The organism is Flavobacterium quisquiliarum, from assembly GCF_019308285.1.
Classification (GTDB): domain Bacteria; phylum Bacteroidota; class Bacteroidia; order Flavobacteriales; family Flavobacteriaceae; genus Flavobacterium; species Flavobacterium quisquiliarum.
On sequence record NZ_WWEM01000040.1, the window covers coordinates 340539 to 353970 of the forward strand.

The following is a 13432-nucleotide window of genomic DNA, read 5'->3' on the forward strand; positions in this document are numbered from 1 at the left end:
GCCATGAACAATAAATTAATAATTCGTACTATTTTGCTCATTGCAATGGTTTTTCCACTTCTATTTACAGCATGTGCCCAAAAAGAAGAAAAAAAAACCAGTCAGGAAAAAGCTCAAACCTATACCTGCCCCATGCATCCGCAAATTGTAAAAGATGGCCCCGGCTCATGCCCGATCTGTGGAATGGATTTAGTGCCTTTCGAAAAAAACAACGCACAGGACTTTCTAACCTTGGGACCGAGCCAGCAGGCACTAGCTAATCTGACTACAATAACTGCTGGGGAAAATGAATTTTCAAATTCTTCTCATCTTAACGGACGTTTGGTTACTGACCCTGAGCAAACTATTTACATTTCAAGTCGCGTGGCAGGAAGGATTGAAGAGTTGTATGTAAAAGAAACTGGTGTTCCCGTTCGAAAAGGCCAGCCTTTGTACAAAATATATTCAGAGCAGCTTTCAGCCCTGCAGCAGGAGTACCTTCTAGCTACGGCACAGGCTGCAAGCTTTACTGAGGATAAACGATTTGCCCAAATAAAAAATGCTGCAAAACAAAAACTATTATTATATGGACAATCTGAAGCACAGCTTAATGAATTATTAAAAAAACAAAAAGCTTCTCCTTATGTTGTTTATTATGCCCCGTATTCAGGAATAGTTGCAGAACTTTCCATAACAGAAGGCCAATATGTAGCAGAAGGAGGCTCTATTATGAAACTGGAAGATTATACCCGTTTATGGGTCGAAGCTGATGTCTATCCTGCAGATGCCGGTAAAGTTAAAATAGGCCAAAAAGTAAAAGTTATTGTCTCGGGTTATGAAGATCAGCCCCAAACAATGACGGTAGATTTTATAAATCCTGCCCTGCAGACAAGCAAACAGCTCATACAGCTGCGAGGTGCTATTGCCAATCCAAACAAGCAATGGCAGGCAGGTCAACAGGCAATTGTTTTACTGCCTTCATCAGAACAAAAAATGAAATTAACCATACCTGTAGATGCCGTAATAAGAGACGGCAGCGGTACACATGTGTGGATTGAAATTGAAAAAGGCAAGTATCAGCCTAAAATGGTGGCTATTGGTTCTGAAACCTTCGATGAAGTGGAAATTACTAGCGGTTTAAAAAAAGGAGATATCGTCGTTGCATCCGGTGCCTATCTTTTGTACAGTGAATTTATATTAAAGAAAGGCAAAAACCCTATGTCAGGAATGAAAATGTAATAATCAATCACACAGACAATGAAAAAATTAATCAAAATCGGAATTCCAATAGCCTCACTCTTCCTGCTTATTGCGTGCGGTAACGGTGAAAACAATAAGAAAGAGGTTCAGCAGAATAATAAAGCCTCTGTCCCAATTTTAAAGGATCCCGCAATCAGGATAAATGATGATATTTTAAACGCGATATACAGCCACTATGCCCATTTAACAGTAGCCCTTGCCCAAGATAATGTCGCTGAAGCAAAACTGGCGGCGAATGCAATTGAAGCGGGAGCACGGGAAATCAGCAGCAACAGCAATCTTGCAGCAAGTGCTACGGCAATCGTTTCAGCTCCCGATATCGATAAGCAGCGAGCTGCTTATTCTAATCTAAGTAATGAAATGGTCAGCCTGGTAAAAAAAGCAGGAATGGCTGAGGCTGAGCTCTACTTAGAATATTGTCCAATGGCTTTCGACAATAAAGGGGCCGTATGGATTAGTTCTACCAAAGAAGTGCGCAATCCGTACTTTGGAGAAAAAATGCTCAAGTGCGGCGAGGTGAAAGAAATAATTAAATAATTAGAATATGCAGATTGGCTTAAAAAAAATCACTAACTTTCTATATATTAAAGAAATAACGCATCGGAACTGTAAAAAATAACCTTATGACACACACCTATACAATATCGGGAATGACTTGCGATGGATGTCGTACAAAAGTAGAAAAAACGTTAAATGCTGTAGAGGGAATAAAAGCAAAGGTCTCCTTAGATCCTCCATTGGCAACTATTACAATGGAAAATCATATTGCGACCGAAGAGCTCCAAGAAGCATTGACTGCGGTTGGAAAGTACACCATTGAAATGACTCAAACCACGCATTCGCACGAAAAAAAAACGGAGAAATCATGCTGTAGCACTGCTGAGAATCATGGACACAAACATGATCATAAAACGACAGCCGTACCTCACAATGATGCGGGTGGGAAATATTATTGCCCGATGCATTGTGAAGGTGATAAAATGTATGATAAAGCAGGAGATTGTCCTGTATGCGGAATGCATTTGGTACAAGAACCTGCTGCTGCCCGGGTTCAGCAGTATACCTGTTCAATGCATCCGGAAGTTATAACCGATTCACCAGGTTCATGTCCTATTTGCGGAATGGATCTGGTGCCACTGGAGCCAAGTGAAAACGAAGACCAAAGAATTTACAAGGATTTGGTTAAGAAAATGAAAATAGCGGTAGTATTTACTGTTCCCATTTTCGCTATAGCTATGATAGAAATGGCTCACAAGAATCCTCTACTACAATTAATGGATGCCTCTAAATGGAACTGGGTACAACTTATCTTATCACTTCCTGTTGTCTTTTATGCGTGTTGGATATTTTTTGTACGGGCTTGGAAGTCAATAATTACATGGAACTTAAATATGTTTACCCTTATCGGAATTGGTACAGGAGTGGCATTTTTATTTAGTTTGGCAGGAATGTTTTTCCCAGACGTTTTTCCTAGTGAATTTAAGACCGAACACGGAACAGTGCTGCTATACTTTGAGGCCACAACGGTTATTCTAACTTTGGTTTTGTTAGGACAATTACTCGAGGCAAGAGCACATAGTCAAACCAGTGGTGCTATAAAAGAATTATTAAAACTGGCTCCTACCCAAGCTACTTTGGTAATTGATGGCGGTGATAAAATAATCTCAATCCATGATATCAAAAAAGGTAATTTATTACGGGTAAAACCCGGAGACAAAATTCCTGTAGACGGGAAGATTACTGATGGTGAAAGCACAGTAGACGAATCGATGATTACCGGCGAACCAATTCCTGTAGATAAAAAAATAGGTGATATGGTGTCTTCAGGGACTATAAACGGAAACAAATCCTTTATTATGGTTGCCGAAAAAGTTGGTTCGGAAACCTTGCTTTCGCAAATTATACAAATGGTTAATAATGCAAGTCGTTCCAGAGCACCAATTCAGAAACTAGCCGATAGCATCGCTAAATATTTTGTGCCCATTGTTGTCGTTATTTCCATTCTTACCTTTTTCATTTGGGCAAAATTTGGTCCGGAACCAGCAATGGTTTATGGATTTATAAATGCTATTGCAGTATTAATAATTGCTTGCCCTTGTGCATTAGGTTTAGCAACGCCCATGTCTGTAATGGTAGGAGTTGGAAAAGGCGCTCAATCGGGAATTCTGATAAAAAATGCCGAAGCTTTGGAAAAAATGGACAAAGTAAATGTTCTCATTACGGATAAAACAGGAACAATTACGGAGGGCAAACCTTCGGTAGAAAAAATCGTAGCGCTGCAATATTCAGAAGATGAACTGCTGCAATACATAGCGTCTTTAAATCAGTACAGTGAGCATCCTCTTGCGGAGGCTGTAGTGAAATTTGCAAAAGCTAAAAATGTTTCTTTGACCAAAGTAGATGATTTTGAAAACATCGCCGGAAAAGGAGTTATCGGAACTGCTATTGATAAAAAGATGGCATTAGGGAATAAAAAATTAATGGAGCAAGCAGGGGCAGCTATTTCTGCCACAATTGAAGAAAAAATTATTGCAGAACAAAAATTAGGAAAAACAGTTTCTTATATCGCTGTAGATAAAAATGTAGTGGGATTTGTAACGATAACCGATGCTATAAAAGAAACAAGTGCTGCAGCTATAAAAGAATTAATGCGCCAAGGGGTTGAAGTAATCATGCTTACGGGAGATAATGTAAATACAGCCAAAGCGGTTGCAGACGAATTGCATTTAACCTCTTTTCAGGCAGGTTGTTTACCCGAGGATAAATTAAAAGTAATCGAGAAACTTCAAGCCGAAGGAAAAATTGTAGCTATGGCGGGAGATGGAATAAATGATGCGCCAGCTTTGGCTCAATCGGACATTGGAATTGCGATGGGAACAGGAACAGATGTTGCGATCGAAAGCGCCAAGATTACTTTGGTAAAAGGAGATCTGCAAGGAATTGTAAAAGCAAAAAATCTGAGCCACGCTGTAATGAGCAACATCAAGCAAAACCTATTCTTTGCTTTTGTATATAATGTCTTAGGCGTACCAGTTGCTGCGGGTGTTTTATATCCATTTTTCGGAATATTACTTTCTCCTATGATTGCTGCCTTGGCAATGAGTTTTAGTTCGGTATCTGTTATTGTGAATGCATTGCGATTGAGAAGTTTAAAACTCTAAAGAATAAATAATTTTACTATACAAACAAATGACCAATCTAGGACAAATTATTCTGCAGTATAAAAACGATAACGAAAGTGTCTATAATACCTGGTTTATAGATAACAACCAACGGTTAAAAGCATTTCGGACTATTAGACGCGGTGTTCTGCAAGTCATTGAGGATATTAAAAACAAGAACTTTCCTAATGATTTTAAAGAAAGCAGCTTAGAATTTGTTTTGAGCTGCATAGCCGAACAAAAACAAGTCTTTGCAGGGGTTTCCCATCCGTTTTATTGGAAACCCAAATTACGTATTCCTGACATCTATGAGAATCAAAACAATAAATTGGCTTTTGGTCAGTTCCTTGAAAATTGCATCAATGCTAAGTATGAAGAACAGGTTGTAAAAGAAATTATAAAACTAGATGAATTAAAAATTAAAGGATTAGGGCCTGCTGTTGCCAGTATTTTATATTTCATACACCCAACCTGGTTCCCACCTTTTAACACCGCTATTCTCAATGGTTTTAATTTTCTTTTTAAAGACAAAAAAAAATTAGGAAGCTGGACTGAGTATCTTAAAATCCGAGAAACTTTATTGAAAACTAATAGTCTACATAAATCACAGCTCTCAAATGATTTGGGTGCCATTGCAGGATTGTGTTTTGAAATTGGAACTCAGAAAATGCTGATCGGCAATGATGAATATTTAAGCGAGGCAGAACGTTCAAGATTCGAAAAAAACGTACACAAGCGCCAAAAAGAAATACTCGAAGAAAAACTGGAGGAAAATCTTCATAGTGAGATGCAGTACCATTTATTAAAAATTGGAGTTTCATTGGGTTTTGATGTCACCCCAGCGAGTAACGACAAAAGCAAATCGTTTGGAGGACAAAATTTTTCATTTATATCAATAAATAAATTTCCCGAACTCCCTACAGACAAGGACACACAAAATACTATCAAGCTTATTGATGTACTCTGGTTCGAAAAAGGCACAAACAAGATTATAGGTGCCTTTGAAGTAGAAAAAAGCACTAGTATTTATTCCGGCATACTTCGCTTGTCTGACCTATATTTTAGTATCTCAAGCGGACATGAAGTTTTTTACATTATTATTCCGGATAACCGGGAAAAAGATGTGGTTCTTCAGCTTAATAGGCCCGTTATAAAAAACTCAAATATGAATATCAAATATATCCTGTTTTCTGAATTAAGAGCTAATTGTGATGCTATCTGCAAATTTGGAACCGACCATTCAATAATGGAAAAAATATCAAAATCAATTTAAAATTAACAAAATATGAAAAAAATAATTCTGCTAAGCTTCATTATTATACAATCGTTATCAATTTCTGCACAAGAAAAAGTTCAAATTAAACTTACTTCTGCAAGCCCTTCGGCATCATTTCAACAAGAAATCGGAAGCTCAACAGTCAAAATATCCTATAGCAGGCCCTTAGTAAGAGGGCGAAAAATATTTGGCGAATTAGTGCCTTTTGGTAAGCTCTGGCGAACAGGCGCCAGCGATTGTACGACCATAAGTACTAATGAAGATATCGCTTTTGGAAATAATATTTTGAAAGCAGGAACTTATTCTGTATTCTCAATTCCTTCAGAAAATGAGTGGACTATCATTATCAATAGTGATATTACTTTACATGGCGAAACTGGTTATGATGAGAAAAAAGATGTTATGCGTTTTACCGTTCCTACAGAAAAAACGATTGATTTTTACGAAACTTTTACCATTGAATTAAATGACATCAACAGTAAAGGAGAAGGCTTCCTTAAAATAGAATGGGAAAATACCATGGTTAAAATACCTATGAAAAGCAAAGCTGACAAAGAAATTTTAGCTCTAATTGACAAATATATTATTAAAGAAAAAAGTCAAAATGCTACTTTATTGTTTCAGGCAGCAAATTATTATTCAGCCACGGGTAGAGCAAACAATCAAGCAGTATCGTGGTTAGCTGAAGCTGAAAAATTAGATCCCGAAAATTTTTATTATCCCACTTTAAGACAGAAAGTATCTTTAGAACTGAAGGATTATCCCAATGCTATTGAGGCAGCAAAAAAAGCCTTAACAATTGCAGAACAGAAAAAAATGAAGGGTACTGAAAAATTAAAAAATCAGATTGAAGAGTTACAATTATTACTTAAAAGTAAATAAATAATAAGTATTACAATATCACATTGAAAACTACAGAAGCATAAAAATCCTTGCCATTTAAACCGATCCAGTGTTATAGTAGCATTAGACTTGTTTTGTTCAGGGAAATAGATAAATCTAAATAACTTTTAAAGCTAAAAATATGAAAATGGAACACGCAACACAGCAGTATTCAAAAGAGGTAGACTCCAAAATGTACAAAAAATTAGCCATTATGATCGTATTGTCATTTATTTCTATGTACATATTGATGTATTCGATGGTCGATATTTTTGCTAATGTCATTCCCAATGTAAACCAATTTTACATGGCAGGACTAATGACTATGCCAATGCTCGTAATTGAAATTATTGTTATGGGTCGTATGTATATTAATAAAAAATGGAACATAATGTTACTTATAACAGGCAGCCTTATCGCGATCATTTTTTTTTCCTGTATAAGAGAGCAAGCAGCTGTTGGAGATAAACAATTTTTAAAATCAATGATACCGCACCATGCAGCAGCAATACTAATGGCTCAGAAGGCTTCTCTTCACGATCCTGAAATAAGCCAGCTTGCCAAGGACATTATAAAAGCACAACAAACTGAAATTGCACAGATGAAGGCCAAGTTAAATGAGATGGAAAAAAAATAATAGAACACTATTCTTTAAAAAAGCAATATGAAAAACATACTTATAATACTCGTATTTATCATGCTTCCTGTCCTGATTCAAGCCCAGGATATGAAAATGGCAATAGATAAAAAGTCTGTCAAAGAAGAGTCGAATCCTGCTACCTATACTTGTCCAATGCATCCCGATATCCATGAATCCAAACCAGGAAAATGCCCAAAATGCGGCATGGCATTAGTGAAAGAAAAGTCTAAAATCACTAAGCCGAAGGCAGCTGCAAAACCTAAAACTGTAACTGCTGTTAAAGAGGAAATGCCTAAAAAGGCTAAATCTTCCTCTGCGGATAAGATCAATATGCATCAGGCGCATAATAAGACAAACATGGAAAAGAAAACAGCGAGCCCCCCAGTAAAAAAAATGATGGTAAATGATGAGCCACCTAAAGTTGTAAGGTACGATTTATATGTTCGCGATACGGTGGTAAATTTCTCAGGGAAATCAAAAAGAGCGATAGCGGTAAATGGCCAGATACCAATGCCTACATTAACCTTTACAGAAGGTGATACCGCAGAAATTTATGTTCATAATGAACTTGACGAAGAAACGTCATTACACTGGCATGGTTTGTTTCTACCCAATAAAGAAGACGGTGTGCCTAACCTTACCCAAATGCCGATAAAAGCACACAGTACCTACAAATATTCTTTTCCCATCAGGCAGCATGGGACCCATTGGTACCATAGCCATTCTGGTTTGCAGGAACAAATAGGAATGTACGGTTCTTTTGTGATGAACAAACGAAGCTCCGATCCAAACTTCAGGGCAGGGATAGATGACCTACCGACAATTCCGATTGTGCTGAGCGAATGGACCGATATCGACCCGGAGAACGTTCATAGAATGCTGCATAATGCCTCCGATTGGTTTGCAATAAAAAAAGGCACGACCCAAAGTTATGGCGAAGCTATAAAACAAGGCTATTTAAAAACCAAGGTCCTCAATGAGTGGAAGCGTATGAACGCTATGGATGTAAGCGATGTCTATTATGAGAAATTTTTAATTAATGGGAAAAACGAAAGCCAGCTTTCGCAGTTCAAAGCCGGTGATAAGGTAAGATTACGCGTCTCTAATGGCGGTGCATCCAGTAATTTTTGGCTTACCTATGCCGGAGGCAAAATTACAGTAGTGGCCAGTGATGGTAATGATGTTGAGCCTGTTGAAGTAGACCGTCTACTTATTGCAGTTTCTGAAACTTATGACCTTGTTTTAAGCATTCCGGCAGAAAATACATCTTATGAGTTTTTGGCAACACCAGAAGACCGGACAAAATCGGCGTCCCTCTACATTGGAAATGGCATCAAACAGCTCACCTCCCCTTTACCCAAACTGAAATACTTTGAAGGGATGCAAATGATGAACGATATGATGAAAATGAACGGAGACCTAAATGATATGGGGATGAAGATGTCGCTGAATCAGATGGATATGAACTCGGTAATGTATCCTGAAATTACAGGCCCACAAACAAAAGGAAGTAAAGACATGCCAATGGAGATGGACAAAGAAGAAACCAAATTGGATACCCCTGATAAAATGCACGACATGCACAATATGGAAAATAAGTACAATGCCAATGCTCTTGCCGATATTGTGACATTAAATTATGCGATGCTAAAATCTCCAACAAGCACGGCATTGTCAAAAGATGCTCCAGTGAGGGAGCTCAAATTCGAGCTTACCGGAAATATGAATCGCTATGTGTGGAGCCTGGATAACAAGGTCGTTTCCGAAGCTGATAAAATCCTGATCAAGAAAGGAGAAATTTTACGTATCGTCCTGCATAATAATTCAATGATGCGCCATCCAATGCATTTGCATGGCCATGATTTCAGGGTCATCAATGGGCAAGGTGATTTTGCGCCTTTGAAAAATATCATCGACATCATGCCAATGGAAACAGATACTATTGAATTCGCCGCAAGCGAAGATGGCGGCGACTGGTTTTTCCACTGTCATATTCTCTACCATATGATGGCTGGTATGGGCAGAATTTTTTCTTATGAAAATTCACCTCCAAATCCAGAAATACCAAACCCTAAACTGGCTCAACGAAAATTGTTTGCTGACGACAGAAAATTCCACTTTATGGCAGAAAATGATTTTGCCACCAATGGAAATGACGGTGAAGCAATGTATCAAAGTACACGCTGGAGCATTGGAACCGAATGGAGGTTAGGATACAATGACATGCATGGTTATGAAACAGAAACACATATTGGTCGATATATTGGAAAAATGCAATGGTTAATGCCTTTTATAGGATTTGACTGGAGATATAGAAGAATGGGAGAAGATATACAAGAAAATAATCTTTTTGGACAAACCAATACTAAGGATAAACGTGCAGTGGTAAGTCTAGGGGTTAACTACATCCTACCTATGTTAATAGTAGCACAAGCTGAAGTTTTTACCGATGGTAAAGTCAGATTACAATTTGAACGTAAAGACATTCCCGTTTCTAAAAGGCTTCGAATGAATTTGATGTGGAATACAGACAAGGAATATATGGCAGGACTACGCTATATAATTACCAGATGGGGTTCTTTGTCTTCACACTATGACAGTGATATGGGCTTTGGTGCAGGATTTATTTTAAATTACTAGCTTATAAGTACAATAGTAAATTATTGTAAGACCAAATTCTAGAATTAAGATTAATCGGTTAATATTGAAGGATATCAATTTTTTTAAATTGTCTTTCATTTGAACGGTGTGGAAGTCCATTCAAATTAATGATCGAAATTGAACCAGTATGAAAATCTAATAATACCAATTTTAAATTTAAAATTGGTATTATTAATAACAAATAACTGCAAATGCTGAACATCTTTCTAATTATGGGTTGTTCAGTTTGTATTGTATTTATATAATATCAGCTAACGATAAACCATGTAATTATTGCTTTATACATTGGTTTGATAAAACTAGCATTCGGGTAACAAACAATATTATAAAACCATATGCATCGAATCTTTTTCTTAGCCGATGCCTTCATCTTCATAAAAATAAATCTTTATATTTTTTTTTATTTAAATTATTATCGTAATATTGCAATATAAATATAAAACGATGGGAGCAACAAAAACAGATCACTTTACAGAAAGCCAGAACGAGCTGGCTGTTTTAGCCAAAGCATTAGGCCATCCTGCGCGTATTGCTATTATGGAATATTTATTAAAAGTGGATGCCTGCATCTGCGGAGATATTGTAAACGAACTCCCCCTTTCACAGCCGACCGTTTCACAGCATCTGAAAGAATTGAAAAATGCAGGTTTGATTAAAGGAAGCATCGAAGGAAACTCGATCTGCTACTGCATCAATGAACCTGGACTGGAAAAGATAAAAGGCTTCTTTCAGCACATATCAGATCATTTGGCAAAAAAGAGAAGCGAATGCTGCTAATCTATAAAAATATGGAAATCAGAAAACTTTCGGACAAACACTGGGATGAGGTAAAAATAATTTACCAAAAAGGGATAGACACCGGCAATGCAACTTTCCAGACCAGTGCCCCTTCATGGGAAGACTGGGACCAGTCGCATCTTAAGTCCTGCCGGGTTGTGATGCAGGAAGATGGCAAGGTAATTGGATGGGCTGCCCTTACACCTGTTTCATCACGCTGCGTTTATGCAGGGGTTGCAGAGGTGAGCGTATATGTGGATCCTGCACATTCGGGAAAAGGAATCGGGCTTACCCTTTTAAAGGAACTTGTACGACAGAGCGAAACTGAAGGAATCTGGACGCTTCAGGCAGGGATCTTTCCTGAGAATACGGCAAGCCTCCGAATCCATGAAAAAGCAGGTTTCAGAATACTGGGAACAAGAGAAAAAATCGGAAAACAGAATGGTATCTGGAGAGATACTGCGCTTCTTGAAAGAAGAAGCTCCGTTATTAATTAATAAAAAATATAGTTTAACTAAATATAAAAAATTATGAAACTTTCAGAAATTAAAGAAGTGCTTAAAACAGTGGAAGCTGTAAATTTTGAACTGCCGGACGGCACATTTGTACCGGAATATTTTCACGTAACTGAAGTAGGCTTGGTTACCAAAAACTTCATCGACTGCGGAGGAACAGTAAGAAAAGAAACAGTTGTAAACTTCCAGCTTTGGGATGCCAACGACTACGAGCACAGGCTTAAACCTCAGAAACTGATCCACATCATTGAGCTTTCAGAAAAAGTGTTAGGAATTGAAGACAATGAAATTGAAGTGGAATACCAGAACACTACTATCGGCAAATACGATTTAGATTTTAACGGTAAAAACTTCACTCTGCTTAATAAACAGACAGCCTGTCTTGCTCAGGAGCAGTGCGGTATTCCATCTGATAAGCCTAAAGTAAAATTATCTCAGTTAAATACTGACAATGCTAATTCATGCACTCCGGGCGGAGGATGCTGCTAATCATTAAACAGATAATCAATAAACCTTTACAGCCAAAAAACTATGTTATATCCACAAATTGAGAATACCGTTAAATCATTTGATTTTAAGCAGATCTCCGAAGAGCGCAAAGCAGTCCTGCAGCCACTAATCGACTTCATTCAGACAAAAGCGGACGGTAAGCTGGAAACCAGACTAAACCTAATCTGCACGCACAATTCCAGAAGAAGCCATCTCTCGCAGGTTTGGGCGCAGACTGCGGCTGCCTATTACGGCATCGAAAACGTTTCATGCTATTCGGGGGGAACCGAGGCTACTGCCCTTTTCCCAATGGCAGCGGAGATTTTGAAGCATTCAGGATTCAACATCAAAACTCTTTCAGAGGGATCAAACCCCGTTTATTCCATAAAATATTCACCTGACGGACTTCCTGTCATTGGTTTTTCCAAAACCTATGATGATGATTTCAATCCTGAAAGCGGATTTGCCGCAATAATGACCTGTTCGCAGGCTGCCGGTGGATGCCCGTTTATAGCAGGCGCTGAGAAAAGAATCCCGATCACTTTTGAAGATCCAAAAATTTCCGACGGAACGCCTCAGCAGAAAGAAACTTATCTGGAGCGCAGTCTGCAGATTGGAACTGAAATGTTTTACATATTCTCACAAATAAAAAAATAAAATGTCAGCAAATAACTGTGCACCAGCTGTCGGACGCAAAAAGTTAAGCTTCCTTGACCGCTTCTTGACCCTTTGGATTTTCCTTGCTATGGCTATAGGCGTGGCTATAGGATACTTTATTCCTTCCAGCGGAGATTTCATCAATTCTTTCTCCAGCGGAACAACAAACATTCCATTGGCAATAGGACTTATCCTGATGATGTACCCGCCACTGGCAAAAGTAAAATACGAACAGATGGGACAGGTTTTCAAGAACACTAAAGTCTTGGGCGCCTCTTTATTCCTGAACTGGATTGTAGGCCCTGTCTTGATGTTTTTGTTGGCGCTCCTGTTTTTAAGCGGATATCCTGAATACATGATCGGGGTGATCCTGATTGGCCTGGCACGCTGTATCGCAATGGTTGTGGTATGGAACGATCTGGCAGACGGAAACCGCGAATATGCTGCAGGACTAATTGCCCTAAACAGTATTTTTCAGGTACTGCTTTATAGTGTATACGCTTACATTTTTATAACCATTCTACCTCCCTATTTTGGATATGATGGTTTTGAAGTCAATATCATCATTGCACAGATTGCCGAGAGTGTGGGTATCTATCTAGGTATTCCATTTGCTCTGGGAATCATAAGCCGCTATGCTTTGATAGCTTTAAAAGGCTCTGAATGGTTTGAGGATAAGTACGTGCCGTTTATCTCACCGATTACTCTTATTTCACTGCTCTTTACGATCATTGTAATGTTCAGCCTGAAAGGGGAACTTATTGTTCAAATCCCGATGGATGTCGTGCGTATTGCAATACCGCTTGTCATATACTTTACTTTAATGTTTGTCATCAGCTTTTTTACAGGAAAATATTTTGGGGCTGACTATTCAAAGGCTACATCTATTGCGTTTACAGCCACCGGCAATAATTTTGAATTGGCTATTGCCGTGGCAATTGGAGTATTCGGAATAAACAGCGGACAGGCATTTGCAGGTGTTATTGGTCCTTTGGTAGAAGTACCTGCTCTTATAGCACTGGTAAACCTTGCATTTTGGTTTAGAAAAAAGTATTTTACAAAACAACTGCCTGCAGAAACTGCTTAAAAGAAATATGAGAATTGCAATAATATCGGATATACATGCGAACTTCCC

12 protein-coding genes are annotated in these 13432 nt (G+C 38.2%); all 12 read left to right on the forward strand.

Translation table 11 applies throughout. From position 1 onward, the window contains the following. Nucleotides 1-3: 3 nt before the first annotated feature. The 12 genes from GSY47_RS25020 to arsB all read left to right on the forward strand — a co-directional run bounded on the left by GSY47_RS25020 (nucleotide 4) and on the right by arsB (nucleotide 13384). A complete protein-coding gene (locus GSY47_RS25020; RefSeq protein WP_008463746.1) occupies nucleotides 4-1218 on the forward strand; it encodes an efflux RND transporter periplasmic adaptor subunit in 1215 nt (404 codons plus the stop codon). 18 nt (nucleotides 1219-1236) lie between these two features. Then, entirely contained in the window at nucleotides 1237-1776 is a 540-nt protein-coding gene (locus GSY47_RS25025; protein ID WP_008463745.1) for a DUF3347 domain-containing protein, read from the forward strand. Between the two features lie 86 nt (nucleotides 1777-1862). Then, entirely contained in the window at nucleotides 1863-4400 is a 2538-nt protein-coding gene (locus GSY47_RS25030; protein WP_008463744.1) for a heavy metal translocating P-type ATPase, read from the forward strand. Between the two features lie 28 nt (nucleotides 4401-4428). Further along, complete coding sequence (locus GSY47_RS25035; RefSeq protein WP_008463743.1) at nucleotides 4429-5673, forward strand: hypothetical protein; 1245 nt, start codon at nucleotides 4429-4431, stop codon at nucleotides 5671-5673. A 12-nt stretch (nucleotides 5674-5685) separates the two neighbouring features. Then, nucleotides 5686-6558 carry a DUF2911 domain-containing protein gene (locus GSY47_RS25040; RefSeq protein ID WP_008463742.1) on the forward strand — a complete coding sequence of 291 codons (873 nt, stop codon included), beginning with the start codon at nucleotides 5686-5688 and terminating at the stop codon, nucleotides 6556-6558. Between the two features lie 148 nt (nucleotides 6559-6706). Next, on the forward strand, nucleotides 6707-7195 hold the full coding sequence (locus GSY47_RS25045) for a DUF305 domain-containing protein (protein WP_235023018.1): 489 nt from the start codon (nucleotides 6707-6709) through the stop codon (nucleotides 7193-7195). A 27-nt stretch (nucleotides 7196-7222) separates the two neighbouring features. Next, the gene (locus tag GSY47_RS25050) at nucleotides 7223-9838 is read left to right on the forward strand and encodes a multicopper oxidase domain-containing protein (protein ID WP_008463737.1); all 2616 of its coding nucleotides are present in this window, start codon (nucleotides 7223-7225) and stop codon (nucleotides 9836-9838) included. 465 nt (nucleotides 9839-10303) lie between these two features. Next, nucleotides 10304-10636, forward strand: a complete 333-nt coding sequence (locus tag GSY47_RS25055) for an ArsR/SmtB family transcription factor (RefSeq protein WP_008463735.1) — start codon at nucleotides 10304-10306, stop codon at nucleotides 10634-10636. Then, nucleotides 10627-11133 carry a GNAT family N-acetyltransferase gene (locus tag GSY47_RS25060; protein ID WP_008463732.1) on the forward strand — a complete coding sequence of 169 codons (507 nt, stop codon included), beginning with the start codon at nucleotides 10627-10629 and terminating at the stop codon, nucleotides 11131-11133. Before GSY47_RS25055 ends, GSY47_RS25060 begins: the two co-directional genes overlap by 10 nt. A gap of 33 nt (nucleotides 11134-11166) precedes the next feature. Continuing rightward, nucleotides 11167-11640 (forward strand): DUF6428 family protein, encoded by a 474-nt coding sequence (locus tag GSY47_RS25065; protein ID WP_008463724.1) that lies wholly within the window; start codon nucleotides 11167-11169, stop codon nucleotides 11638-11640. A gap of 42 nt (nucleotides 11641-11682) precedes the next feature. Continuing rightward, entirely contained in the window at nucleotides 11683-12297 is a 615-nt protein-coding gene (locus GSY47_RS25070; protein WP_219071072.1) for an arsenate-mycothiol transferase ArsC, read from the forward strand. A 1-nt stretch (nucleotide 12298) separates the two neighbouring features. Next, nucleotides 12299-13384, forward strand: coding sequence for an ACR3 family arsenite efflux transporter (gene arsB, locus GSY47_RS25075; RefSeq protein ID WP_129053268.1), 1086 nt, complete (start codon nucleotides 12299-12301; stop codon nucleotides 13382-13384). Nucleotides 13385-13432 lie beyond the last annotated feature (48 nt).